This is a genomic window from Metabacillus litoralis (genome assembly GCF_020524045.1).
GTDB classification, from domain to species: Bacteria; Bacillota; Bacilli; order Bacillales; family Bacillaceae; genus Metabacillus; species Metabacillus litoralis_C.
Map to the genome: position 1 here is coordinate 190,319 of NZ_JAIVKL010000002.1, position 25,754 is coordinate 216,072.

At 32.7% G+C, this 25,754-nt stretch carries 26 protein-coding genes; 5 read left to right on the top strand and 21 right to left on the bottom strand.

Annotated features, from left to right (window positions below):
- Positions 1 to 240 precede the first annotated feature (240 nt).
- The 7 genes from LC076_RS04330 to LC076_RS04360 form a co-directional block, all read right to left on the bottom strand.
- Complete coding sequence (locus LC076_RS04330; RefSeq protein WP_226666456.1) at positions 241 to 678, bottom strand: YueI family protein; 438 nt, start codon at positions 676 to 678, stop codon at positions 241 to 243.
- A 109-nt stretch (positions 679 to 787) separates the two neighbouring features.
- Entirely contained in the window at positions 788 to 1,393 is a 606-nt protein-coding gene (locus LC076_RS04335) for a YitT family protein (protein WP_226666457.1), read from the bottom strand.
- 202 nt (positions 1,394 to 1,595) lie between these two features.
- Positions 1,596 to 2,555, bottom strand: coding sequence for an ArsA family ATPase (locus tag LC076_RS04340; protein ID WP_413465942.1), 960 nt, complete (start codon positions 2,553 to 2,555; stop codon positions 1,596 to 1,598).
- Positions 2,556 to 2,561: 6 nt separating this feature from the next.
- On the bottom strand, positions 2,562 to 2,798 hold the full coding sequence (locus LC076_RS04345) for a cory-CC-star protein (protein WP_226666986.1): 237 nt from the start codon (positions 2,796 to 2,798) through the stop codon (positions 2,562 to 2,564).
- 340 nt (positions 2,799 to 3,138) lie between these two features.
- Entirely contained in the window at positions 3,139 to 4,875 is a 1,737-nt protein-coding gene (locus LC076_RS04350) for a carbon starvation protein A (protein WP_226666461.1), read from the bottom strand.
- Positions 4,876 to 5,126: 251 nt separating this feature from the next.
- Positions 5,127 to 6,287 (bottom strand): M20 family metallopeptidase, encoded by a 1,161-nt coding sequence (locus tag LC076_RS04355; protein WP_226666462.1) that lies wholly within the window; start codon positions 6,285 to 6,287, stop codon positions 5,127 to 5,129.
- 132 nt (positions 6,288 to 6,419) lie between these two features.
- Entirely contained in the window at positions 6,420 to 7,331 is a 912-nt protein-coding gene (locus LC076_RS04360) for an AEC family transporter (protein WP_226666464.1), read from the bottom strand.
- Between the two features lie 155 nt (positions 7,332 to 7,486).
- Here LC076_RS04360 and LC076_RS04365 point away from each other — a divergent pair, with 155 nt between their 5' ends.
- Entirely contained in the window at positions 7,487 to 7,801 is a 315-nt protein-coding gene (locus LC076_RS04365) for a pyrimidine/purine nucleoside phosphorylase (RefSeq protein WP_226666465.1), read from the top strand.
- A 453-nt stretch (positions 7,802 to 8,254) separates the two neighbouring features.
- Here the strand turns inward: LC076_RS04365 and LC076_RS04370 are convergent, their stop codons facing one another.
- From LC076_RS04370 to LC076_RS04385, 4 genes are all read right to left on the bottom strand, one after another.
- Entirely contained in the window at positions 8,255 to 8,854 is a 600-nt protein-coding gene (locus LC076_RS04370; protein WP_226666467.1) for a branched-chain amino acid aminotransferase, read from the bottom strand.
- 91 nt (positions 8,855 to 8,945) lie between these two features.
- Positions 8,946 to 9,704, bottom strand: a complete 759-nt coding sequence (locus LC076_RS04375) for an exodeoxyribonuclease III (RefSeq protein ID WP_226666469.1) — start codon at positions 9,702 to 9,704, stop codon at positions 8,946 to 8,948.
- Positions 9,705 to 9,985: 281 nt separating this feature from the next.
- The gene (locus LC076_RS04380) at positions 9,986 to 10,567 is read right to left on the bottom strand and encodes a cysteine dioxygenase (protein WP_226666471.1); all 582 of its coding nucleotides are present in this window, start codon (positions 10,565 to 10,567) and stop codon (positions 9,986 to 9,988) included.
- A 51-nt stretch (positions 10,568 to 10,618) separates the two neighbouring features.
- The gene (locus LC076_RS04385; RefSeq protein ID WP_226666473.1) at positions 10,619 to 11,545 is read right to left on the bottom strand and encodes a DMT family transporter; all 927 of its coding nucleotides are present in this window, start codon (positions 11,543 to 11,545) and stop codon (positions 10,619 to 10,621) included.
- 199 nt (positions 11,546 to 11,744) lie between these two features.
- Between LC076_RS04385 and LC076_RS04390 the strand changes: the two genes are divergently transcribed.
- Positions 11,745 to 12,638 (top strand): MBL fold metallo-hydrolase, encoded by an 894-nt coding sequence (locus tag LC076_RS04390; RefSeq protein WP_226666475.1) that lies wholly within the window; start codon positions 11,745 to 11,747, stop codon positions 12,636 to 12,638.
- Positions 12,639 to 12,748: 110 nt separating this feature from the next.
- Here LC076_RS04390 and LC076_RS04395 read toward each other — a convergent pair whose 3' ends face one another.
- A complete protein-coding gene (locus tag LC076_RS04395) occupies positions 12,749 to 13,018 on the bottom strand; it encodes a DUF1292 domain-containing protein (protein ID WP_226666477.1) in 270 nt (89 codons plus the stop codon).
- 127 nt (positions 13,019 to 13,145) lie between these two features.
- Here LC076_RS04395 and LC076_RS04400 point away from each other — a divergent pair, with 127 nt between their 5' ends.
- Positions 13,146 to 13,823, top strand: coding sequence for an SIMPL domain-containing protein (locus LC076_RS04400; RefSeq protein WP_226666483.1), 678 nt, complete (start codon positions 13,146 to 13,148; stop codon positions 13,821 to 13,823).
- A 226-nt stretch (positions 13,824 to 14,049) separates the two neighbouring features.
- On the opposite strand, the gene LC076_RS04405 is transcribed toward LC076_RS04400, so the two are convergent.
- Positions 14,050 to 15,147 carry a PRK06851 family protein gene (locus LC076_RS04405; protein ID WP_226666484.1) on the bottom strand — a complete coding sequence of 366 codons (1,098 nt, stop codon included), beginning with the start codon at positions 15,145 to 15,147 and terminating at the stop codon, positions 14,050 to 14,052.
- 198 nt (positions 15,148 to 15,345) lie between these two features.
- Between LC076_RS04405 and LC076_RS04410 the strand changes: the two genes are divergently transcribed.
- On the top strand, positions 15,346 to 15,648 hold the full coding sequence (locus LC076_RS04410; protein WP_226666485.1) for a hypothetical protein: 303 nt from the start codon (positions 15,346 to 15,348) through the stop codon (positions 15,646 to 15,648).
- A gap of 17 nt (positions 15,649 to 15,665) precedes the next feature.
- Positions 15,666 to 16,091, top strand: a complete 426-nt coding sequence (locus tag LC076_RS04415) for a VOC family protein (RefSeq protein ID WP_226666486.1) — start codon at positions 15,666 to 15,668, stop codon at positions 16,089 to 16,091.
- A gap of 120 nt (positions 16,092 to 16,211) precedes the next feature.
- Here the strand turns inward: LC076_RS04415 and fabF are convergent, their stop codons facing one another.
- From fabF to LC076_RS04455, 8 genes are all read right to left on the bottom strand, one after another.
- Positions 16,212 to 17,456: a beta-ketoacyl-ACP synthase II gene (fabF, locus tag LC076_RS04420; RefSeq protein WP_226666487.1), complete on the bottom strand. Its 1,245-nt coding sequence runs from the start codon at positions 17,454 to 17,456 to the stop codon at positions 16,212 to 16,214.
- Positions 17,457 to 17,821: 365 nt separating this feature from the next.
- A complete protein-coding gene (locus LC076_RS04425) occupies positions 17,822 to 17,974 on the bottom strand; it encodes a hypothetical protein (protein WP_226666488.1) in 153 nt (50 codons plus the stop codon).
- 28 nt (positions 17,975 to 18,002) lie between these two features.
- On the bottom strand, positions 18,003 to 19,709 hold the full coding sequence (locus tag LC076_RS04430) for a M56 family metallopeptidase (protein WP_226666489.1): 1,707 nt from the start codon (positions 19,707 to 19,709) through the stop codon (positions 18,003 to 18,005).
- A gap of 76 nt (positions 19,710 to 19,785) precedes the next feature.
- Complete coding sequence (locus LC076_RS04435; protein WP_226666491.1) at positions 19,786 to 20,862, bottom strand: LolA family protein; 1,077 nt, start codon at positions 20,860 to 20,862, stop codon at positions 19,786 to 19,788.
- Between the two features lie 8 nt (positions 20,863 to 20,870).
- Positions 20,871 to 22,328, bottom strand: a complete 1,458-nt coding sequence (locus LC076_RS04440) for a sensor histidine kinase (RefSeq protein WP_226666493.1) — start codon at positions 22,326 to 22,328, stop codon at positions 20,871 to 20,873.
- Positions 22,325 to 23,032, bottom strand: a complete 708-nt coding sequence (locus tag LC076_RS04445) for a response regulator transcription factor (RefSeq protein ID WP_226666495.1) — start codon at positions 23,030 to 23,032, stop codon at positions 22,325 to 22,327. Before LC076_RS04445 ends, LC076_RS04440 begins: the two co-directional genes overlap by 4 nt.
- A gap of 1,289 nt (positions 23,033 to 24,321) precedes the next feature.
- A complete protein-coding gene (locus LC076_RS04450) occupies positions 24,322 to 25,092 on the bottom strand; it encodes a DUF4397 domain-containing protein (RefSeq protein WP_226666497.1) in 771 nt (256 codons plus the stop codon).
- 498 nt (positions 25,093 to 25,590) lie between these two features.
- Complete coding sequence (locus tag LC076_RS04455; protein WP_226666499.1) at positions 25,591 to 25,752, bottom strand: hypothetical protein; 162 nt, start codon at positions 25,750 to 25,752, stop codon at positions 25,591 to 25,593.
- Positions 25,753 to 25,754: the final 2 nt, after the last annotated feature.

Consider the following 25,754-nt stretch of genomic DNA (forward strand, 5'->3'; position numbering starts at 1 on the left):
TAAAAAAAGCACACTACAAATAATAGCGTGCTTTACTCGATAACATTTTTTCTCGAATGAAGGCTTTTTCTTAAATCTCTTTTCTAAAAGATTGTTGCTAATTAATTCCTTTATCTGTTAGAACCAGTATACTACAGAATAAAAGATGTGATCTTTAGAAAGAAAAGATACCACTAGACCTAAAAAGAGTTGTTTCTATAAGTTTTCTAAAAACAACAATGTCTACGAAAAAGACCTTTCCTAAAATAATTTTTTGAAGAATTTAATCAAACTATTTTCATCATGCTCGTGAGTTTGTTGATTTTCCAGGGGTTTTGTTAGGTAAATATCTTCTTTATCTATGGCATAATCAAAAGCTAATACTAAGCCTAAATCTGTTTCACTTTGTTTATCTGTAGAAATTAGAAATTTATTACCAGTTTTATTTGCTAATTTTATGTAATCTGACAAAAAAGTGTAGTTCATTGTCCCATTTAAAAATAGTGTTGCTTCACTATTTTTTTTCATTAATTCTTCTACTTCTTTATAAGTCCCTTTCTCTCTTACTTGCTGCTTTGTTAAAACTACGACAACTCTTTCTCTTAAAGTACCAAGAAATTGACGTCTTTCATCAGGATTAATTTCACGAACGCCATAGATTCCTTGTTGAATGTATTCATCAATCTTTGTTTTGTCCATCCTTATAAACCTCCACATACATTCATTATCAAGCTTTTTCACTTAATACCTTTAATAATAAATTTTCTCTCTTTGAACTGAATGACTTTTAAAATAAAAAATATTGTTTTCAATAACTCTTCTTTGCAAATGAAATGCTAGGTAACACAGGAAGCTTGTAAACAAAATCCAGAATTCTTGTTCCGATAAACTGACAAATTACCGCATAAATGATAATTTTCAAATCAACAACAAACCCAGTTGAAAGTAAAAGCAATCCGTTAATTACAAATAATATTTTCCCTGGAGGAAGTCCGCTTATCTTCGCAAGAATTAAAGCTAAAATATCCATACCACCAGAAGATGCACCCATTTTAAACAATATTCCTAAACCTAAGCCAAAAATCACTGAACCAATGACAAGATCGAGAAAAACATACGATATTGGAGTTATCATGATCGGTGTAAGAAGGTTAATTGTTGCTGAAGTAATCGTTACACAAAACATTGTCCATAAAGCACTTTCTTTTCCAAGCCATTTAACAGCTATTAGCAGAAAGCTTGCATTTAGAGCAAACAGAGTGATAGCAAATGGGATATTAACCAGGAAATTCAACAAAACACTTATACTAGCTGCACCACCAGATGGAATAAAATGTGGAAATAGAAATAATGTCATGGCTAATCCTTGAATCATTGCAGCTATCGCAAGAATCGATGCTTTTTTTACAATCATAATCATGTTGACTCCTTATTTTATACCTTATAACAGAAAATAATGTATATTTTATCGATATTACTAAGCTAAATCAATTTCTTTAGTGCATATTTCATAGCAATGTTAACACTTTTTTGTTAATTTGACATAATTAGCTTAAGAAAACATGGTAATGAAAAAGATTATACGTAATTTTTTCCGATGCCACAAAAAAAGAACCTCAATAGGTCCTCCTATAAGACAAAAAGTCTTTTTCTATTTGCTGAGAAAAAGCCGATAACAATTCCAAGCTATTAATATCTGATTGCAACAAAGGGATGAAGTATTTTTCTTGTGAACGAAACTCCCTTTCAATCCACCTAATATAATCTCTTTCATTTTCTTTACGATTCTTCCAAAACTCCCCTTCTATTTCTTGGGGCAGTATTTTATTAATAAAAAGTGCATTCACATCAATATTATGTTTGGCTAAAACTTGAACAGCATTAGTTGTTTCTAGAATTGACAATCTTTCAGGATTTAAGACAAACATAAATCCTGTATCATTACTATTTAATAAGATGCTTCTAACACGAGCAAACCGTTCCTTTCGTTTTTGAAGAATCTGAAAAATGGGATCTACAATAGGTTCTCCATCATTTAATAGCTGAGTATAATTATCATTTCGCTTTTTTCTTCGCTCTAGCATTCCATCTATCCATACACTCATTAGTTCTGGCAGTGTTAGTAATCTAATCGTATGTCCAGTAGGCGCAGTATCAAAAATGATTTTATCGTATTTACCACCTTCATCTAGAATGATAGATACCATTCGATCAAATAAAGCTGCCTCCTCAGCACCCGGAGATGAGCTAGCAGCATCAATTTGTCGATTTACTTCATGCTGCATGGACGATTTCACTACCCCTTTTATATTGTTTTTTACTGATTGTATATATTTTAATGACTCAAGTGAAGGATCGATTTCAATTGCATGAAGATGTAAACATACTTCCTTTGCCTGATTATTAAGTTTTGTATGAAAAATATCTCCAACATTGTGTGCAGGATCAGTTGATACTAATAAAACATTTTGGTTTCTTTGAGCAAACATTAAAGCTATCGCTGCTGCACTCGTCGATTTTCCCACGCCACCCTTTCCACCAACAAAAATCAATTTCTTTTCAATAAACATGGTCATCATCCTTTAACAACAACGTATTCCATCTAATGGTGACTTTTCCATTCCCATTCTTAAGTGCCAATCATGAAATTTTTCGATCATATAAGGGTAAAGCTCTAAAGTATAGTAAAATGCAGGATTTGGTAATCCTAATGTTTCAGATAAACATAGTAATAAGAACAAATCATCTTCATCTCTCAATTCACGTGCAATTTCTGTTCGATGCTGCACAGACAAAATATCATCATATAGTTGTATCATTTTTTTAATTGTTACTAATCCTTTCACCTTAACCCCCCTTTTTTTAATAAGGCTGTTTTCGCAAACTTTGTTGTTTTTAAAAAGCTTAAGCAATCAGCACTGTATTAAGTCTAGTGGAATCTTTTCTTCATAAAATAGTACCCTTATAGTGGGGAAACTCTGTTTTCACTCCAAATTTTGGTTACATAGCAACAATCGTTCAGAAAATAGCCTTTAAAAAAGCTATCTTCAGGCTCATTGTTGATTAAATCTGAATATATTAATATCTTTTTACAAGGAAGGGAAAAGAACCCCCCCTTGAGGAGGCCCATTTCCCCCACCTCTATGAAAATAAACTCAGCTATCTCTTTAAAATTTTATCTTCTTTTTTAGTAAGCTCTTTTAGTGCAGTTAACATGATCCATATCGCAAAAACGAGAATGATACTTCCAAATATAAATAATAGTAGATTTGTATCTGTGCCACCCAAGCCTGACCATTCAAAAACAACTTGTTGAACCATTGCCCACACAGTCATAAATAAAATAAATACCATAGGAATGAATGTGACCAGATAATTCCTGCCTAGGCGTTTGAGCCAAATAGAGATTAATAGTAAACTAATTCCTGCCAATAATTGGTTTGAAGTACCGAATAATGGCCATAACAGGTATCCACCAGAGCCAAAACCATTTGGTCCTTTAGGTAATAAAACTAATGCTGCACTTGCTACAACAGCAAGTGATGTAGCAAAATGAGACTTTGTTAGACGGTCTATCTTATACTCTGTTCCAAGCTCTGCAATAATATATCTCATTAAACGAACTGATGAATCAAGTGTTGTTGCAGCAAAACTTACGACAATAACCGAAATAATTGTACCCGCAATATCAGCAGGGATACCAACACCAGTCGCTAATTGAGCTCCTCCTGCGATAAAATTACCTAGACCACCACCGTTTGCTGCTGCGAAACTACTGTATGCTGCTTTAAATTCACCTACATTAGAAAATGCAGTCACACATGCAATGATCGCAATAAGAGCTAAAAACCCTTCACCAACAGCTCCTAAATATCCAACAAATCGCGCATCCGTTTCTTTATTTAGTTGTTTTGAAGTTGTACCTGATGAAACAAGTCCATGAAATCCGGAAATGGCTCCACATGCTATTGTAATAAAAAGTAATGGAAACCAGGATTTATCTGTAGCATCTGGATTTGTAATTGGGGCTGTGATTTCAGGGTTTAAAAATAGTAACCCCGCATACATAATAACGAGTCCCACAACCAATTGATGAGAATTTATATAATCTCTTGGTTGAAGTAGTTTCCATACAGGAAGAATTGACGCAATATAACAATAAACCATTAAAATTATAATCCAGACAAAAAATGCTAGCGAAACACCATTCAAACCAAAAAGTGTTGTTGCTTCTGCACCACCAAAATATTTTACTAAGTCTATTTGTAAAGCAGGTACCTTACTCGTTAAAACCGCACTTCCATACATAACAGCAAGTGCAACAATCGATGGAATAAGCATACTTTTCTTTCGTTTGTATACTGAATATCCAATCCATACAGCTAATGGAATTTCAATAAATACCGGAATAACACTAGCTGGGAATTTGATAAACAAATTTGATATAACCCAAGCGAATACGGCATTAACCATTAAAACCAAAATAAGTATAATAAATAAAAATAATAACTTTGCTTTTTTGCCTATTAACTTGTTTGCAAGTGTTCCTACTGATTGTCCTTTGTTACGTACAGATAATACTAGCGTTCCAAAATCATGTACACCTGCAGCAAATACAGTACCTAATAATACCCATAATAAAGCAGGCAACCACCCCCAATAAACTGCTATTGCAGGTCCGACAATTGGAGCTGCTCCTGCTACGGAAGTAAAATGATGTCCCCATAAAATACTCTTTTTTGTAGGAACAAAATCAACACCATCATTAAATTCATGTGCAGGTGTGACAAAATTAGGATCAAGTCGATATATCTTTTCTGCAATGAATTTTGAGTAAAATCTGTACCCTAAAATAAATACAATTGTCCCTATAATGGCTAACCAAATTGCATGCATACAAACCCCTCCTACTAGCTTCATATTTTAGTTATTCAGAATATCACCACCATTATATGTAAGCGTTAACAAACTTAGTAGAAAAATACTAATCTTTTCATTTGATTATTTACACGTAATACTTTTTTAAAGTACTATGGGAAAAGAAACTAGTAGACATAACAAAAGACCAACTCACAAAATTGAGTTGGTCTTTTGTTTCTACATATTGAATTTTTTAAAAATAGCAGAATTAGGATATTGATTACTAATCATTTCAACGTATTGGATGATTGTAGCTTTTGCGTAAGTCTTTTAATAATTGTAGCAAGTAAAAGTGTTCTTTCGACTAAGCTAGGTACTTCTAAATACTCCTTGTCACTATGAGCATTTCCCCCAACTGGACCTAATCCATCAATTGTTGCGACTCCTAGAGATGATGTGAATGAAGCATCAGATCCACCACCTGTTGAGGTGTCTTCAATTTCTATTCCAATTTCATCCCCTACATCTTGAATAATTCGAAGTAAAGCACGTGTTTTTTTATTTTTTTCCATTGGTGGTCGATTCATTTCACCTTCTAATGATATTTTCGTACCTGCTACATCTGAAGATGCACAAATCTTTTCTAATCTTTCCTCAAGAAGCTCTACTTGCTCTATCTCTTTAATTCGGATATCAATTTGTGCTTCTGCATGATCCGAAACTGTATTCGCACTGGAACCACCTTCAATTAACCCAACATTTACACTAATTCCATTTTCATGATCAGATAATTCATGTAATTGAATAATTTTATGAGCTAATTCTGCAATTGCACTTCTACCTTTTTCTGGCTCAATACCAGAATGTGCAGCTTTTCCTTCTACAATTAAGGTATAATTTCCTTTACCTCGTCTTGAAGATACTAAGGAACCATCTTTTCTTGCAGGCTCCATCACAAGTGCATATTTCTTCCCCTTTGCTTCTCGCTCAATAATCGATCGTGAAGAAGGTGAACCAATTTCCTCATCACTATTTAATACAATCACAATGTTTTTATACCCTTCATGACCTTCTGATAGCAGTGCTTTGATTGCATATAAAACCGTTGCATGACTTGCTTTCATATCAATAACACCTGGTCCATAGGCGCGATTTCCGATCATTTGAAAAGGTCTCTCTGATACAGTTCCCTCTGGAAAAACTGTATCCATATGAGCAAGAATAATAATTGCTGGGTTTATTGCATCTTTATGTTGAATAATCAGATGATTTCCATGTTCTTCTTGAGATTCAACAATAACATTAAATCCGAGCTCTTTATAATGCTTAGTTAAAATTTCGCCGATCTTATCTACACCTTGTTTATCATATGAACCACTGTCAATATTAACTAATTTTTCTATAAATGCGAGCATTTCAACCTCATGCTGTTCTATAAATGTTTCCATCTAGCGTTTTCCTACTTTCTATCCTATCCTGGCAGAGTTATGGCTGTAACATAAATTTATATCTCCGAATGCTGTTGTTAATTAAGATTTTACCAGATTAAAGGCAACTGTGTAAGTGGGGCTGATGAAATATTACATCATTACATTAGCAATCACCCATAGTAACACGAAACTGATCACGATTGTTATGTTAGACAACGTTCCTACGAATTTTTTATCATACTGAAATTCGACCGAATATGGCAGAACTGATACAGAAGTTGGCAAAAGAAAGCCTATAAGCAATGTATATTTAAACATGTTATCATATGGCAAAAACAGAAAACAAAGAATTCCTGCTAGTAGTCCAATACCATATCGAATACCTAAAAATTGAAGCATTAGTTTGACATATTTTTTATTAAAAGTAAAATTCAAATAAATTCCTAATAACAGTAAAGACATCGGCATATTAGCTTCTGAGATAATGCTTGCAACATTAATCATTGTACTAGGAAGCTTTAATCCTATGACATTTAATATAACGACGGAGATATATGTCATTAATGGAATTGATTTAGTCATTTTACGAATTACTGTTTTGAAGTCTAGTTGAACATCTCCTTGTGAATAAAAGCTTCCAATCAAATAACTTAAACCAAAAACAATAAAAGCATTCCCTACATCAAACATACCGAAGTAAGTGATTCCCTTTTCACCAAAAATCACCTCAACAAGTGGGTACGCAAACAAGCCGATATTAAAACCTGGAATCATCATACCTACCATACCTTTGGTTTTTCTATTCTTCTTTTTTAAGAAAAATAGTCCTAGAAATCCGATAATAATTCCGTATATAAATCCAATGAATATGAGAATAAATAGAGAGTTATCAATTTTTAACCCATTAAAAGTTACGATGATTAAACATGGTAGAGTAAGGTTGAAGATAATTCTTGATAATCCTTCTCCATCTCTTTCTTTAATAATATTTCGTCTTTTTAATAAATAACCTAATGCAATGATGATAATACAATATAAGAATTGTAAGTTAAAACTATCCAATGTAAGAACTCCTTAGAAAAAATGATAATGTAAACTATTATACTCTATTTTTCATTTGCTTTCAGTTGAAGGTTATTCCATTATTCTAGTAAACTATTTGATTATTCCTAATTTTATGTTAAATTTAAAGGTATGACAAAGAAAGGGTGTTTACTATGGATCAATTTACTAATATTACAATCGACAAGAAAGCAAATGTTTACTTTGAAGGTAAAGTGACAAGCAGAACAGTTTTATTTGAAGATGGAACAAAAAAAACACTAGGAATCATGCAACCAGGAGATTATGAATTTGCCGCTGTTTTAAAAGAAGAAATGGAAATTGTTGCTGGACATTTAGATTATAAATTACAAGGTGAAGATTGGCAGACAATTGAAGGAAGCGGTGTTTTTTACGTGCCTGCTAATGAATCATTTCAAGTTAAAGCATATTCTGTTGTAGATTATTGCTGTTCTTACATAAGTGAATAATAAAGATGGAAAAATGAAGAGGCTGGGACATAAGTATTGATGCTAATGATAAACCCGAATTATTAGGTGATATGTCAATTAAACACTCGCCTAATAGTTTGGGTTTTTATTTGCCATCTTCAATAGTTCTTTTGATTTTGCATACTATTTTTAAGAACTAGTGGAATGGAGCGGAAGACACTCGACTCCTACGGGAATTGAGGAAAGGCTGAGACCCCGCAGGCGCTTGCGTCGAGGAGGCTCAGCTTCCTCCCCGTGGAAAGCGAGTGTCTGCAGGGCAATGGAACGAACTTATTTCTTTCAGCTTAACTGAATTTAGATTTATTCGTCTTTTTGTAAGACTTCCTTATATATGTCCCAACCTCTTTTTGGTTTTGTTGTTCATTTATTTCAAGATCTCTTGGTAATTATTTGATAAATGACAAAAAAAGATCCTAACACGAAAGCAAAAGTTTATTTTTCTTCTACAAATTCAACTAATTTGAACAAAAATTGATATATAGTAGCTAATACATCACCAATAGAAGAACTCTCCGTAACATTTTCTACTAAATCCAAAGGGAAATTTAAATCCCATAATCCGTCTTGTTGATTAAACATTAAATTAAATTTATATTCTTTCTCAGAGTGATGTTGATTTAAATATTCTTTTATGTTGTTCTCAGCCTTCTTTTTTAGTTTCAGTCCAAGCATAACATCATAGGTGCCAAATACATCATCAACCTCTAAAGAAAGAGAATCAACACCTATCATTTCAAACCATTTAGATTCAATGTAGATAAATTCCGCTTTATGATGTCTTAAATAAGATATCGACTCATTAAGAAAGCTCGATTCTTCAACACCAAGACTTTCGTCTGTTTCTTTATTACTTCGTTCAATATATGCTTCACGAAAACGAGATAAAGAATTTGTCACTTTAAGGTTTGCTTCATCAGCTGAAAGCAATTCATGTTTTTGGAGATAATCTATTTCTACTTGAAAAAGCACCTCTTCTTGACCTTTATTTTCGACTAGCGGTATTAAGTCTTTCTTTACTTGTTCAATTAACAAAGTGTATCCTCCATTCAGCATTTTACTGATGTTTTATCATTTCTACTAACTTAACTATACATAAAAAACAATGTAATTGAAAACAGCACTTCTATGGTAAGTCAATTTCGAGTAGAATAGGGCAATGATCACTACCTAATACGTCTGAATGTATTTGAGCATCAGAAATATGATTAGCTAATTGATTAGAAACAATGAAATAGTCAATTCTCCATCCGATATTTCTTTCTCTCACTTTACTCATATAAGACCACCACGTAAAACAGTCACCTTTATCTGGATAAACATGCCTAAAGCTATCAACAAAACCTGATTCCAAAAGCTGTGACATTTTGCTTCTTTCTTCCTCTGTAAACCCTGAATTACCTTTATTAGATTTAGGATTTTTCAGATCAATCTCATTGTGTGCGACATTTAAATCACCACATAAAATAACAGGCTTTCTTGTTTCTAGTGTTATTAGATAATCCCGAATTTCATCTTCCCATTCTAACCGATAATCAAGTCTTGCCAGATCTCTTTTAGAGTTAGGTGTATAAACTGTGACAAAATAAAAATCTTCATATTCTAACGTAATAATTCTTCCTTCTGCTTCATCGTCTTTTTCACCTAAACCGTATGAAACAGAAAGAGGCTTTCTTTTTGTGAACACAGCTGTGCCAGAGTAACCTTTTCTTTCTGCGTAATTCCAATATTGATGATAACTATCTAACTCTAGCGTAATTTGTCCTTCTTGTAATTTCGATTCCTGAATACAGAAAATATCTGCATTCACTTTATTAAAATAATCCAAAAACCCTTTGCGAACACACGCTCTAATTCCATTTACATTCCATGACACTAATTTCATCTATTACTCAACATCCTTTATTTCAAATACTGTATTAGAATTACTATCATAAACTATTTTTCTACTTTTCTAAACTATTATCAATTTGTTTGATCTACTAACGAAAGTAATTAGTGAAATGATAGATAATGATCTAAACTAAATTCACATCACGATTCTTCAACTATGTGCTGAACTGGTTGATGGAAAATACTCAGACTTAAAGAATAGTTAACACCTAAAAGAAAAATCTACAAACAATCTTACTAAAAAACCCTATAAAAAAAACTGACCATAACTAGTCAGTTTTTTCTCAGCTTAATTTCTTTTACCTTTTGAGTTTGATCATCTGGCCACCATGCACCACAATCATCAGAAACAATACATGCTGCACATTTTTCTAAATCAAACACCTTCATCCCTGTTATTGGTGGAGAATACAGATGAAGTGTGACAAGATTTGAATCTTTCGAAACAGCCATTTTGTGAATCCCTTTATGTGGAGCAAAAAACAACTTCCCTTCTTCTTGGAGCTCTGTAAGTAGTTCTATTGGAAATTGATCACCTTTCATCTCATAAACCGTATTTTTGGCTGTGCCTTTGATTACTTGAATCCAACCATAAGATTGACCATGATCATGTGGAGAACACTCTAATTCAGACCAGTCCATAACTAAGAGCTCTAAACAATCATTTTTAAATAACAATTTTCGATAATATGGTTTTCCTGCTGTATCACTCCGAATTAAAATATCTTCTAGATCTCTATACTGAATATTTAAGTTTTTCAGCGATTGTTTTAAGCCCTCTTTAGAGTAGTCTTCAACATTTTGTAGAACTTCATCAATACGATTTTTTACATCCAGAGAAATCGACCTCCTCATCTACATAAAAGTGAACAGAATAGTCAATTTTTTAGGATATTAGATAATGTTTTACCTCTTTTTAAATTGAAAAAATCGAGTATATATCTTGTGAAATTGACCATTTACAAAAATAACTCCTATTATAATTATGATGCCACCTATCATACTTATGATCATGAATTTTTCATTAAGAAGAATAATAGCTGCAATTAAAGTGGCTAATGGCTCTAGATAAAGAAACACAGATACCTGTGACGCCTCTAGAACAGTTAGAGCTTTCGCCCAATACCAATAGGCAACACCAGAAACGAATATCCCTAAAAAAAACAAATGCCCCCATTCTCCACTATTAAGTAGGGTTAACTCTTCCCATCCCTTATTCCGAAATAAAAATGGCAAGGTACACACAAAGCCTAATAAACTCATATAAAATGTGATAACTAATGGTGATAATTGGATATTTAATTTCTTTAAAAGCACAGAATATACGGCCCAATTTAATGTACTTAAGATCATTAATAAATAACCAAAATTTAAAGAAGGTGCAACTCCATTTTCAGAACCGGCTGATGTTACCATAAGAACACCGAATATCGCCAATATCATACCGATCACTTTCATAACCGTAAGTTTTTCATTTAAAAATATCATCGATAAAATTACGGTAAAAATCGGAGAAAAAGAGATCATCCATCCAGCTGATGAAGCCTCTATTGATAAAAGCGCTGTTGCTTGAATTACTTGGTGGATAAACACACCTAATATACCTAAAACAAACAAATGAGGAAGATAAGATAAAGAAATCTTTATTTTTTCACCTAGTAATAGTAATAAAAGTAATAAGAATAGTGAACCAATTCCAAAACGTATAACTAGCAATGTATATGGATCAAGCTTATCTAAAACTGCTTTCGTAGAAACAAAGGAAACTCCCCAAAACGTAATTGACATTGTTGCGTATATTGAAGCAGCAGTATTTTTAGTCGGAAAAATCATCAATTAGATTCCTTTCAAAAAAGTCTATATCTTATCCTATGCTTGTCCCTTTTAACCATGTATAAAATCATGAAAAAATCCTATCGAGCCTCTCTATTAAAAACAGAGCTAGAAAAAAATTCATCTGCAAAAAGATATATGATATAATGAGTGAACGCTCATTCATTATAATAACCACAAAAAAGTGGAGGGGATATTCTTGAAACAAATCGGTCCTATTAAAATTATTGAAGGTCCTAATCATAGCAAGGTACCTTATTCTAGAAGCTTGTATATTGATTGTCAGGAAAAAGTGTTAATTGATACTGGTGCAGATCCAAAGTTACTTCTTAAGCTAGAGGAAGATCATGGAGTAAATTTAATTGTAAATACACATTACCACCCTGATCACACATGTCATAATCATCTATTTCCTAATGCAGAGAAATGGATCAATCCTATTGAGATTGAAATTGTTTCTTCTATTGATCAAGTAGCAAAAAATAATGGGATTTTTCAAGAATGGGGAGAAAAAGGTGTTGAAAAATGGAAAGAGAGCATTCCCGAAGAATGGGTTAAATCTCTTTCAAGTATTGATGGTACATATGAGTATGACAAACAATATACTTTTGATGATGTTCATGTGATCTTTTTACATACTCCAGGACATACGAAAGGATTTGCTTGTCCTTATTTCCCAGATTTCGGTGTTGTTTACACTGGAGACTATGATATGACCTCATTTGGTCCTTGGTATAACGGTACAGATGGTCATATTAATGATTTCGTTAGATCTGGGCAACAGCTTCTAAATCTTGATGCTAATGTTTATATTACCGGACACCAAAAAGGTATTTTCACAAAAAAAGAATTCCAGTCTGCGATGGAAGAATATTTAGCAATTATTGAACAACGTGATCTCATCATTTCTAAATATGTAAATTCGGGAATGAATTTTGAAGAATTGTCATCACAAGGTATTTTTTATCCGAAGAAAACACTAGAACATACTTTATTGTTGACTTGGGAAAGAAGTGGAATTAGAAAGCATCTTGAAAGACTTGGTTATATTGTTGAAGGAAATGAAATAAAAAGCTATGTTCCGACTAAATAAGAAAAGCTGCTCTTTTTTCTCCGGAATAGCGAATAACTGAAACCGAAATCAATAACGATTTTTAAGAAAGCTTGTAAAAAAGAGAAGAATTTCAGAGGGGTTCCCCCCCTCTATTCTTCTTCTTCCATTAAATCTTCAAAAGCTGATGAAACTTTTTCAAATTCTTCATCACTTTCAATCGGTGAAAAATCGCCCTCTTGATCAACCATTAAAAAGAAAACATCAATGTCTTCTTCTGACTCATCTTGAATATCATCAACAAACCCTACAGCAACATAATCTGTATTATCTAGATTTATTGCAGCTAACACTTCTACTTCATTTTCTTGCCCTTGTTCATCTGTAATTGTAAAAATTTCGCCAACTTCAATCTTTTCCATGTATAAAAACTCCCTTCTAACGTACATATAGTACCATTACTACAATAATGTTGCCATTAATATGAAATTTCATGCTTATAAAAGGGAAAACTTGTCTACAAAATGAGCATTTAGAGGAGGGAACTTGTTGGCTTATCATCAATCACCATATTATTTTAGATCTACACCTATTTCAAGAGAAAACCATGGAAAATTAACAGTTGAAGGTACTGGGATGGTCACAGCCATGCCAAACAAAGCATCCATTACTTTAGGAGTAATGACAGAGAATCAAAATGTTGAAGAAGCGCAAAATCAAAATGCTGTGATCACTAATAACGTCATCACCGCATTAAAAAACAGCGGACTTACCAATGAACAAATTCAAACCATTTCATATACGATTCTTCCTATTTATCGTAACATTGAAGAACAATCAATTCTTACAGGATATAAAATCAATCATATTCTTGAGATCGACTTATTTGACTTAGATAAAATTGGAGAAGTTTATGAAATTGCCATCTCAAATGGAGCAAATATTGCTGAGGGCTTACGATTTTCATTAATAAATGAAGAATATCATTATCAACAGGCTCTTAACAAGGCAATGAAACAAGCTACATTAAAAGCAATATCACTTGGACATCAAATTGGTGTAACTTTTAATCCTATTCCTTCAAAAGTAACTGAAAATTCATCTTCTCAACTTTCTAGAGAAATAATGTTCTCCTATGCAGCTGAAAGTCCATTTCAAACAACACCACCAATTCAAAAAAGAGAAATATCAATACAAGCAAAATTAACTGCAGTTTTTTATTATTAATTCTATCTGGTTAATAACTTCGAATTTAAATGCTCAAATTTCTCTTATTACCACTAAACTATAAAGGCTATCATATAAGATAACTTTCGAAGCACGAAGCCATGTGAGAAGCTGAGTTTCCCCTATTTGGCATTGAGTCGAGACCAACCCAAGCAAGGTGAATAACGAAGAAAGCAAGCGTTTGTCAACAGTCTGAGACGGATACAAACGTATCCGTCTCATATAGTCATTTTCTTTCTAGTAATAACTCAATCTCATTTATAATGCTTTGCTGAATTTCTTCTACCTTTATAAAGTCCATTGCCTCTATATAATACGATTCTAATTCATCTCTTAATTTTTTAGCCTCAGCTAAATATCCAATCGCTTCTTTCATTTTACCTTTATATGCTTTCGTAGTTCTCTCTATATCTGATGCAAACTTTTCATCAGTACCTTGTGTAATACATGTTTCATACATATCAATAATTTCATCAGAGCTACGATCTGGAAAATATTCATGAGGTGCTGTACTATCGAAGATTGCGATACCTTTTTCTCGTAAAATCACCATGTCAAGACTATTAGGGGCAAATCCACAATGATATACCTCTACATCAAAGCCCCTCTTCTCACCTGCTGAAACAATTTTCTTTAACATAGTTGATTTACCTGATCCTGCTCTGCCTTTAATAAAGTACCGCTTTTCTATATCTTCCGTTAAATTTTGGATAAAATCTACTGCTCCATCTGGTGTTGCTGCACCTAAAAATCGATGCTTTACAATTGATTCCTTTTTAAAAAGTTCTGATCCATAAAATTTTGAAATTAGATTTTCAGTGAGCTCATTCGCTTTTGTGAAATCCATATTTGAAATATATATATCTTCAATATCATCATGCGCACTTAGAGATTCTGCAAATGTTTCATACGCTGCTTCAAATTTAAGAGCGATATGTTCATTAAGTTTAAGTATTGCTTCTTTATTACTAATTAACTGCTGTGAATCCCAGGCTTCTCCTAAGTTCACATACTCTTCAATGACTCCAGGTGCTTTCGGTTCTATCACATGTGGGGCTGTTCCATCAACAACCCCAATTTTCTCGTTTGTTAAAATAACACCATCTATTGAATTTGTATCTGATGCACAGTGAAGGTATTCTACATCTAGTCCTTTATCTTCCATTAATTTTCCGATTTTTTTCATTAAAGAAGATTTCCCTGTACCCGGGCCACCTTTTAAAATAAATAAACGTTCTAAATCATTTAATACGGAATCATAAAGACTGAAGAACCCTTTTGCTGTATTACCTCCAGCGTAATAATGACGAACTTTACCACTCATCAAATCACCCTTTCACATCCATTTCTCACAACATATGTAGATTATCTTACAAGGGTGAATGCCTATGTTAAATTGAAATAAATAGATAAACTACCTCCTCTTATGAAGAATTCACTATTTTCATGTATAATAAAGTTTATTGAATAAAGAAGTTATTACATCGACTATTGAACACACTGGTATAAAGGAGAAATGACCTTGAATTCTAAAGAAATCGAAAAGAAAATTATTGAAAACTATCAAAAAGATGAACATATGATGATCTTAATTTTTTCCCAATGGTGTATTAATAATAACCTTAATCCCCTTGAAATATATGAAAAAGCTTATCCAAAGCAACAAGTAAACCCTGCGCTTAAACAAGCAATAGAGTTAACTGTTCCTAAAGAAGAAGCTGGCGATATTGCTAATCAAACTTTACTTAATATTTTATCATTATACGGAAATGAAGATCTAGCATTTGTAGTATCAGAAGAAATGCGAATAAAAGAAAAAAGCTAGAGTAGGAGGCTGAATTCATGAGAAAAAAATTAGATCACATCGGTATTGCTGTACGAGATTTAGATAGTAGTATATCATTTTATATAAAGGTTTTGGATGCCTCATTAATAGATCGTTATACAAGTCACGCTAAAGGTGTTGAAAGTGAAATAGCGATTATTGATTTGGATGGCGAAAGAATTGAGCTTTTATCTCCAACTAATAATACAACATCACCAATTGCAAGATTCATCAAACAAAAAGGAAAAGGTGTACACCATGTCGCCTACCAAGTTGAAAATTTAGATGAGGCTCTCAAAGAACTTCAGGAACAAGGAATACGAGTTTTGGAAGATAGCCTTAGGACAAACAAACATGGCAGAAGGCTAATTTATTTAAATCCCGCAGACACTGAAGGAACAATCATAGAATATTGTGATTATCCTACTAAAGACAAATTCTAAAGTACTACTTTTAGAGAATACTATTTTAGAATTTGGTTCTGTTAAATACTAAATAACATTCTTTAAATATATGAAATAGAAAAAGACCATTATCATTTTGTCAATGATAGTGGCCTTTTTTTATTTATTGTTGTATTTCTTAAAAATCAACGTTGCATTATGACCACCAAAACCTAGCGAGTTTGATAAAACGACATCAATGTTTGCCTTCTTAGCACCCTTTGTCACGTAATTTAGGTCCAACTCGGTGTCTGGTGTTTCATAGTTAATTGTTGGAGGAAGGATTCCTTCTTTAATCGCTAATAAAGAGAAAATGGCCTCAATCGCCCCTGCCGCTCCTAGTAAATGACCTGTCATTGATTTTGTTGAACTAACTGCTAAGTGATAAGCATGCTCCCCAAATACTTCTTTTATAGCTACTGTTTCATATAAATCATTGTAATATGTGCTGGTTCCATGTGCATTAATATAATCCACTGTATTTGGTTGAAGATTCGCATCTTTTAGAGCTAACTTCATCGCACGTTGTCCTCCTTCACCATTTGGTGCTGGAGTTGTAATATGATGAGCATCACCTGTTGCACCATATCCAACTAATTCACCATAAATATGTGCTCCACGTGCTAAAGCATGTTCAAGTTCCTCTAGTATAATCGTACCTGCACCCTCTGCAATGACAAACCCATCACGATTTTTATCAAAAGGACGACTTGCTGTTTTAGGATCTGGATTAGTAGATAAAGCAGTCATATTAGCAAATCCTGATATGGTCATCTCTGTGATAGCAGCTTCTGCTCCACCTGTTACCATCATATCAGCATCTCCATTTTGGATAACACGGAAAGAGTCTCCTATTGAATTGGCTCCTGATGCACATGCTGTTACAGAACAGTTGTTAATTCCTTTTGCACCTAATTCAATCGATACTCGTCCTGAGGCCATATCAGGAATAAACATCGGGATAATAAAAGGACTTACACGTCTAGGTCCTTTATCTAAAAAGCGCTTATGCTGTTCCTCAAACTCATCAAGTCCACCAATACCTGAGCCAATCCAAACACCTACTCGCTCTGCTGAAATATCCTTACCAATTTCAACATTAGCATCCCTAATTGCCATTTTACTTGCTGCAATAGCAAAATGTGTGAAACGAGCCATTCTTTTTATTTCTTTATGATCAATAAAATCACCAGGAATGAAATTATTAACCTCTCCTGCTACTTTTACATTGAATTTTTCTGAATCTATTCTTTTCATAGGAGCAATACCAGATACACCATTTATTATATTATTCCAAGAAGTTTCCACGTCATTTCCTACTGGTGTAACCGCTCCAACTCCTGTAATGACAACTCTTTTTTTCATCTTACTTACTCCCTTCTCTACTTACAGTTTCAGGATATGAATATATTTATATAAAATTAACACTTGGTACTAATACCATATGTTTATATCTTATACTAAAATCTATTAAATGAAAAGTCGCTGTACCTATGGCATCACATTTTTATTAAGGATTGGTTTTGTTAAACTTTGTTGCAATCCTTTACAGGTATTCATTTTTTCTTAGGGAAGAATTGAACTTTGAAAAAGCCAGTAGTAATAGCAAATAATATAAAAAACCCCCAAGATTGGAGGTTTTGAGAGAAACGCAAGACGCTATTTTTTTCACCAATATACGTTACTCAATCGGCTGAGCCCTTAATAAACTAGTAATCCAGTACTCTCATTCAATGTGCTCTCGAAGATAATAATGGGGCACTAAAAAAGATAAACATTCCACTTAAAACACTTAAAATTACGCCAATCATAGAAGTTGATGCAAGATAGATTCCAAATGGAAATAAACATACACCACATATAAAGAAAACTTTAGCAAACATGTCAAACACCACCTCTATTTTTACATCGTTATTTAGTAAAAGATTCTTTCAAACGATCAATAGCCCAGCGTCTTACTATTGCTTTTCCCCAGCCTTTATTATTTTCTTCAAGTGTACGAACACGCCAATACATTGGAGGATGTGCCATAAATTGAAATTCTACTAGACGCCAAAACCAACGATCACGATCTAATGAGGAAACTTTCTTTTTCTGTTCTGCTTCTGTCATGCTATAAGAAAAAGACTTATTAAGAGCAATATCCTGTTCGATTGTAAGTAATCTTAAACTTTCAGCCATTTGCTCTTGATTGCCATCTAATAATGAAGAACCCATATGATCTGCTCTTACCTCCATCCATTGAAGGTAAAACGATTGATAAATGGGATAAAACATCATAATGAACCATATAACAAAAAACAACGGAATCTTGTAATCATCTATATTTGTTATTTCTTTTTGAATCATTAAAACAAATATAAGGATAATTGATATATATATCGCTCTACAGATTTGTCCCCACAATATATCACGTTTTTTCACATGAATTATTTCATGTGCAAGGATCCCTTCAATTGCATGAATTGGCAGTTTTAATGTAGCTGAAGTTAAGGTAATCATTGATCTACCAATATTCATTCCTGTTGCAAGACCATTAAACTCTGACGATTCTGTTTCATAAAGCTCAACATTTTTTATTCCTGCTCGTGTACACATTCTATGAGTCAAAGAAATAATTTCTGGATCTTTTATTTTTTTCGCATCCATTGCAACCTTTAATACACGATCAGATAAATATATATTTAATAGCCAATAAGCTAAAACAACAACGATCATTAACCATGGAGGAGCTTTCAAATAATATAAAAGTAATAATACAGCTGAATATGCAGAAATTCCCTTTACCGTTGCTGCAAAATAGAGCTTTCCTATTAATCTTTTTATATTTTTTCTATGATAAAAAGGGTATACAATTATTTGTTGCATTTCTTCCAACTGTTGATTTTCTCTTAATATTTCTTTCATTCGATCTAACTCTTTCACTGTTACATAAATTGTTTCTCCTGGTAATGAAAGTTTTAATACCTTATGGATGCTAGTCGTAAAATCTGTATTTGTCATAAAAAGCGTTAAAAAAGGATGTAATTTTAACATATCAACTGTAGATTCTACTTGTGCGAAATCACAATCTTTTGCAGAAAATTTACGGGATTCATATTTTGAAAGAATAAAAAATGTATCATTTTTTTCCTCATAATATAACTTTACTTGAAAGTAAGTCAAAACTCGTTTAACAATCTCAGAAATTGCTGTAAAAAGACTAATGATGATCACGTATTTTAAAGGACTTCCTTCTGGTCCAAAAATTAAAAATACCATCGCAAAACTTAAAACAAAGAGGGAAAGTGTGATATCTATAATAATTCGTTTGAAATCACGTTGCAGTTCAATTTCTTCTACATCTATGTCTTTGATCTCCAATAATATTTCTTCATACTTTTTACGACCCGATGTGACAGTAATGAGAGCAAAATAACTACTTGAAACAATAGCTAAATAGATAAAGCTATCTAAAAAAGATTTGGTATAAAATACATATCCAATTACACAAATGACAAGAGTCATTTCAATAATTACACTTATTTTCTTTCGATAATTCCCTAATAATGTTCCTATAAAATGAATACAACAACCTATTAAAATATAAGAAATTGTTTCTATAAAATTCGGGATCATAGTACACCTACATTCTCTTTTAAGCTGAATGATCTGATAACGTTGTAAAGCTAATCAACAATAGAGATTTTACAAATTATTGATATTCCATATCTTCAGTCCATTTTATAACTTCTTCAATTGTAAGGTCAGGATTAGTAATCATCACGTTATATCTTAATCCATCTTCATCCCAGCTAATTGCTTTAATTTCCTCCATATATTCTGCATTATGACCACGAACAACCCATTGTGTTTTTTCAATTTCCATATCATCACCTTTTGGGGTAGGAAAAACAGAGACTAAAAAGTAAGGAGTCGCGTCTTCAGTACTAGCATACATTATATTTACCTCTGTTCGATTGATCTCGCCCCCTATTTCTTGCCAATCAACTGATTCTACCTTAACGTTATTTTCCGGAAAAACTAATATTGATTTTCCTACTGCTTTTTCGGCTTCTGATATTGTACCTGTCTGACTATTGAATTCTGTATCTAAAGGAACAGCTTTAATGCCTTCAGGTAAATTCACTTTAAATGTTTCATCTGAAAAATTCGGTGACGTGTCTACCTTTTCATAAACAATTTCTGAAATCATATCTCCTGAGGTAGTCACTGTTTTCATCATAAACCATGTTTTCTTATCAACCCAAAATTCCATCGTTCCTATAATAGAATCAGAGGTTTTTGGTGTAGCTTTTAAATGATAAGTATTTACTCCGTTTATCTTTTCTTCACCAACAACTTTATAGGTATGACTATTCTTCATTCCTTCTAATATATTGATAAGCTGTTCTTTTTGAGTATGATTGGTTTGTAAATCTTCATCTGATAAATCTATTTTTATAGCTTGTTGAGTACTCTCATCAAAAGTAATTAACTCATCACCAGTATTATAGGCGAAAGCTTTTTTCTTATTGTTCAAATCAGTTGTAATTACCTTTCGTTGACCATTTTTTGCAACATACTCTTCAATTACTAGATTTTCAGTTTCTACATCTTCTGAATACATTTTGAGAGTAGCTTTTCCATAATAATCAGTTACTTCTTTTCCTGATTCAAGTACATTAAGAACAATATCACCAGAAGAAGCTTCTACATCTTCCGAGCACCCTGCTAGTAATCCTATTTGACAAACAATCGCTGTTCCAATTAGTAACCTTTTTAATATCATTTTTAAAGTCATCCTTTCTTTAACCAACAAGCTACTAAAGTTCCGTATCCTTTTTTAGACCATAGCTTGATCTTTCCTTCATGTTTTTCAATCAACATTTTCGATATACTTAAACCTAAACCACTACTTCCTCCAAGCCCCCTTGCTCCTTCTACTTGTTTAAATGGTTCGAATACTGAATGTAGAAGGTGATCAGGAATTGCTTCTCCCTCATTTTGAATAACAATTATTGTTCCATCTTGCCTCCACTTATCTAGTTCGTTCATAAAAGGAGCAAAGACCCAATTTGGTACTGGCGTTTCTTCTGAGAAAGCAGCGAGCCAGATAGTTTGTCCGCTATCAGTATGGCGAATGGCATTCGTCATTAAGTTGTCAACAATTCTCATCATTTGCTTAACATTCACGTGATAATTACCTTCTATTTCCTGGTGAACGTGGAGAGTAAGGCCCTTTTTGGCACATGGCTCATCATAGCTAGATAAAAGCATTTCGAAAAACTCTTGTCCCTCAACATCAATAAGCTCTATCGTATTGTTTGTTGATTGTAAACTCGCATAAATTGCCAAATCATCAAGCATTTGTCTCATATAATGTAATTTTTCAAAAAGTATTGTTCTGTAATCGATTTTTTCTTCTGCTGATAATGATTGTTCATGATAAAGTGCCTCTGTATATGCTTGAACTACAGTTAGTGGGGTTTTTAGATCATGAGAAAGTGCTGCAACAATAAACTCTTTTTCCTTTTGTTGTTTTTCAAGCTCTTCTCTCGTTTCTTCTATCTGTTTTTTCATTGAATCGAAGTGAATAAATAAATCACCGATTTCATCTTTTTTATATTTATATGAATTATCGATATTTGTTCCTTTAGCAAAAGCATTCATTTGATTTTGTAAAATAAATAATGGTTTGTTAAGTTTTCGATTCAATAAAATAACGATTGTTACATATAATGAAAGGAAAAAAACACCTACGACAGTAAATAAAAATATAGAGCGTTTGTTGAATCCTTCTACCCATTGCTCTCTAGCTATAGTTATTTCATAAAAACCGATAAGTTTACCTTCAAGAAAAGATGGTTTTTTTATTACATAAGATCTGTGTTTTTTTTGAATTTCGTTTAGATTTTGGTATAAAGCATGAAGATTAGTCTGATATAGCATTGTTGTTGCTGGATCTTCAACTGAAGAATATAAGATTACTCCATCATAACGATAAAGAACAATCTTTATTTTACTGCTTACTAAACTAGCTAAGTTTTCATAGTTTTCTTTTGATTGAATGTTATATAAATCAGGATTTTGCAGGGTATTTTCAATAGAAATCGTTTGATTATAAACATTCATATATTCAATCACGTCCTGTTCTTCGTCATAACTACTAAGACTAATATAAAGAAGATATAACGTGATCATTGGTAACAGCATGACTATCAAAAAACTCATCATTAACCAATACTTAATTTTCATATAATCTCCTCACCAATAAATCGATAGCCCACTCCCCATACGGTTTGAATATATTTAGCAGATCGGCTAACATCGTTTAACTTAGTACGTAAGCTTTTAATATGGACTGTAATCGTATTGTTTCCTTCCATATCTTCTTGTTGCCAAATATGTTCGTATAACTCTGACTTAGAAAAGGTTTGGAAAGGATTTTTAGCAAGTAACAACAATAATTCCCATTCTTTTGTTGTTAACAATATCGGCTCATGATTTAAATAAGCAACCTTTTTGAGAAAATCAATCCTCAATCCGTGATCATACTTCGTTTGATTGCTGTTTTCATCTTTTCTTAAATACCTTCGATACCTTCTTAAATGTGAGCTTAATCTAGCGCTTAATTCTTCAAGACTAAAAGGTTTTGTTAAATAATCATCTGCACCAAAATCTAATCCTTGAATTTTCATTTCATCCTCATGTCTAGCACTGATAATAAGCAACGGAATATCACTTTCTAAACGAATTTTCTTACACAGTGTTAAACCATCCATTTCAGGAAGCATTATATCGATTAACACTAATTGGAAAGATTCAACCTTAAAATCTTCCCAGCCTTCTTTACCAGTAGAGGCCCATGAAATATGGTACCCTTCCTTTCTGAGGTGATCACAAACAATTCTTGCAATCTCTTGATCATCTTCTACTAATAAAATTGAGTCTTTATTCAAATGAACTCCCTCTTTCACTTACAATTATAACTATAAAAAACATTGCCTCTCATTTCTTTATAAACTCTTTATAATTTCATCTATTTACATATCCTTTTAAAACCATCTTGTTAAAATAATTCTTAATTTTTTGTATAGTTTGTTTTACTGGCAGTATCATACTCGGCTGTTTTCCCTATGAATGTTACGATTGAATTTTCTGTTATTGAATGAAATGAAGAGGACTATTGATTTTTGCATATTTAGAGGAAAAGCAAAGAGATGGAGCGTAATGAAACGATTTCCTTACTTCCTAACAACTTTCTAAAAGCAATCAAGTATGAGAAATCGGGCTATTATTTGTACCATCCATAAATAAAAAAGGCTAACATCTAATTGTTAACCTTTCTGCTGATATTGCTATGTATTTATTCGTTAATGACTAACCACTTTAAAAAATCTTGTTCGTTTTTTGTTAAAAACCGCCCTAGCCCTTCGGAAAAATGAATATATAATTCGATGTATCTTTTTGCTGCTTCGTCCATCTTTTACCCCCTGATATATATAAGAACTTTTTTATTTTACCATGAATCTCTATTAATATTGAGACCTTATCACTTTTTTTCTTAAAATATTTTTCTTGTTTTTTCTCATGCTTTATTAAGCTCACTTCCTTGTCTACAAGCAGGATGTTTATTCGTCCGCATCGTGAGTTATTTCTTGATCACTCACTTCATGATTTTTCTTGTTATATTTATCAAAAAATCCATTCACCTTGTTTATGAATCCATTATTATCAGCTTCTTCATAATGATTTACTTAAAAAAATCTTTCACTGAATAAACCTGAAGTAGTTTATCTTTTTCTGTGTAACGGAAATTAAAAATAAGAATAACATTGTCAGTTAATTAACTAGAGAAGTTGTAGTAGATGAAATCCGTTTTCGCTTTTCGTGGAAAAAAATACCCTTTATTTCTAGGCAGCCTCAGCCGTTACATTTTCTAAACAGGAGTCTCATTTATATTCAAGTCCAATTAATAAATTGTTAAAAATCAACACAAACTTCTTTAACATAGAAATTTAATAAAATCTCTTTTCTGAATAATTTGTTGCTATGTAACCAAGATTTGGAGTGAAAATAGAGTTTTTCACTATAAGGGTACTATTTTATGAAGAAAAGCTGCCACAAGACTTATTCCAGTGCTGATTGCTTAGGATATTTAATAGCAACAAAGTTTGCGAAAACAGCCCTTATAAAAAACAATGACAATAAGGAAAAGTCACAAGATTGTAACTTTCCCTAAAAGATTTTAAGACATTAAAAAGATTGCATCTAATGCTGGCATACCATTCGCTAACCCAACAGCAACTGCAGTGTAAGTTTTTCCGGCTTTTAGTTGTACTTGTGGAATTGATAAAACCACATTATTTGTTCCAGCAACTCTTACTTCTAAATTAACCGTCATAGGTGATAGTGTTAGATAATCTGTCGCTTTTTTAAATGGTACATTTCTAAATAACACATCTCCACCCTTAACAGCAATATCTACATTTGGTGCATCTGGTGACAAATGGATGACTCTTACCTTACTTTGATTCGGACTAACATATGGTTTATCAACAAAAACATCAAGACTAATGTTAGCTAATTTACCTGTTGCTGCAGCTGTATAGTATGTGTTTCTTGTTAATGCGACACGTTCCTGGAGAACTAGTTGTGACATGTCTCCAGCAGGATACACTTCAATTGTGTATTGCCCTGGCGGTAATCGTAAGTAATCAGTTGTTTCTTTAAATGTTAAATCAGTTATTACTTTTTGTCCATTTACGTATACGTCTACAGCAGGTGCATCTGGTGATGTATGAAGAACTCTAACAAAAGAGTTTTGTTCTCCCGCTCTGGTGTACATTTGATTTTCTTGATACCCTCGATAATCAGCAGCTGCTAACTGCTGGATACACATTAAATGTTTCTGATAATACATCATTGATAGTGATGGGTTTGTGTATTTATAAAAGTTGGCTAACATTTCGTTCTTAGCTGCACTCAACACAAGTGATTGTTCATCTTGAAAATGCATAATTTTCACCTCTTCATAAAATTTTCAACACAATACAATATGTTAAAAGCCCGAATTGTTTCCAGTTTAAATAATAGGCTCTGTTAAACTTTGTTGTTGATTTTCGTTACAGGCATTCGCTTTCCCGGGAAAAAAGTACCTTTTTTCCTAGGTCCGGGAGCCTCCTCGGCGTCAAGCGCCTTTGGGGTCTCCCTTTGACACGCTTCTCTAAGCAGGAGTCTCATGCCTTTCACTCCAATCAACAAAGTGCTAAAAATCAACATTAAGCTTTAACATAGCCAAATAATAAGAAAAGGGGAATGAGCTTATCATTAAGCGACAAGCATAAATCAAATAGAAATAGAAGATGCTCTTTACCTTCCACAATAAAAAAAGCCCGTTCTTTAGCATGATGCTAAAAACGGGCTTCATAAAAATTCGTTCAAAAACATGTAAATTACAATCAAATAAACTGAAAGAATATTCTACTATTATGCTATTCTAGCGAGTTTCTATCACTTATTCAGACATTTCTTTTAACTCAGATTTTAATGCTAGATTCACTTTAAAGCCTTCATCATCAACTTTCTTAATCTCTACTTGACCATTATTATAATCATGAATAATGATAAAAACATCAGAATTTTCATTTATATATGTGACCTTAGACCCTAATTTCATAA

What these genes read in the sequence shown, in the direction of transcription:
- LC076_RS04395 (WP_226666477.1), bottom strand. Translation starts at nt 13,018, where the DNA reads ATGGAAAAGATTGAAGTTGGCGAAATTTTTACAATTACAGATGAACAA.
- LC076_RS04435 (WP_226666491.1), bottom strand. Translation starts at nt 20,862, where the DNA reads ATGATATTAAAAAGGTTACTAATTGGAACAGCGATTGTTTGTCAAATA.
- LC076_RS04345 (WP_226666986.1), bottom strand. Translation starts at nt 2,798, where the DNA reads ATGATACAACTATATGATGATATTTTGTCTGTGCAGCATCGAACAGAA.
- fabF (WP_226666487.1), bottom strand. Translation starts at nt 17,456, where the DNA reads ATGAAAAAAAGAGTTGTCATTACAGGAGTTGGAGCGGTTACACCAGTA.
- LC076_RS04380 (WP_226666471.1), bottom strand. Translation starts at nt 10,567, where the DNA reads ATGAGGAGGTCGATTTCTCTGGATGTAAAAAATCGTATTGATGAAGTT.
- LC076_RS04355 (WP_226666462.1), bottom strand. Translation starts at nt 6,287, where the DNA reads ATGGAAACATTTATAGAACAGCATGAGGTTGAAATGCTCGCATTTATA.
- LC076_RS04415 (WP_226666486.1), top strand. Translation starts at nt 15,666, where the DNA reads ATGAGAAAAAAATTAGATCACATCGGTATTGCTGTACGAGATTTAGAT.
- LC076_RS04375 (WP_226666469.1), bottom strand. Translation starts at nt 9,704, where the DNA reads ATGAAATTAGTGTCATGGAATGTAAATGGAATTAGAGCGTGTGTTCGC.
- LC076_RS04340 (WP_413465942.1), bottom strand. Translation starts at nt 2,555, where the DNA reads ATGACCATGTTTATTGAAAAGAAATTGATTTTTGTTGGTGGAAAGGGT.
- LC076_RS04440 (WP_226666493.1), bottom strand. Translation starts at nt 22,328, where the DNA reads ATGAAAATTAAGTATTGGTTAATGATGAGTTTTTTGATAGTCATGCTG.
- LC076_RS04455 (WP_226666499.1), bottom strand. Translation starts at nt 25,752, where the DNA reads ATGAAATTAGGGTCTAAGGTCACATATATAAATGAAAATTCTGATGTT.
- LC076_RS04335 (WP_226666457.1), bottom strand. Translation starts at nt 1,393, where the DNA reads ATGATTGTAAAAAAAGCATCGATTCTTGCGATAGCTGCAATGATTCAA.
- LC076_RS04330 (WP_226666456.1), bottom strand. Translation starts at nt 678, where the DNA reads ATGGACAAAACAAAGATTGATGAATACATTCAACAAGGAATCTATGGC.
- LC076_RS04350 (WP_226666461.1), bottom strand. Translation starts at nt 4,875, where the DNA reads ATGCATGCAATTTGGTTAGCCATTATAGGGACAATTGTATTTATTTTA.
- LC076_RS04405 (WP_226666484.1), bottom strand. Translation starts at nt 15,147, where the DNA reads ATGAGTGGTAAAGTTCGTCATTATTACGCTGGAGGTAATACAGCAAAA.
- LC076_RS04385 (WP_226666473.1), bottom strand. Translation starts at nt 11,545, where the DNA reads ATGATTTTTCCGACTAAAAATACTGCTGCTTCAATATACGCAACAATG.
- LC076_RS04450 (WP_226666497.1), bottom strand. Translation starts at nt 25,092, where the DNA reads ATGCATTTTCAAGATGAACAATCACTTGTGTTGAGTGCAGCTAAGAAC.
- LC076_RS04430 (WP_226666489.1), bottom strand. Translation starts at nt 19,709, where the DNA reads ATGATCCCGAATTTTATAGAAACAATTTCTTATATTTTAATAGGTTGT.
- LC076_RS04365 (WP_226666465.1), top strand. Translation starts at nt 7,487, where the DNA reads ATGGATCAATTTACTAATATTACAATCGACAAGAAAGCAAATGTTTAC.
- LC076_RS04425 (WP_226666488.1), bottom strand. Translation starts at nt 17,974, where the DNA reads ATGTTTGCTAAAGTTTTCTTTATATGTGGTGTATGTTTATTTCCATTT.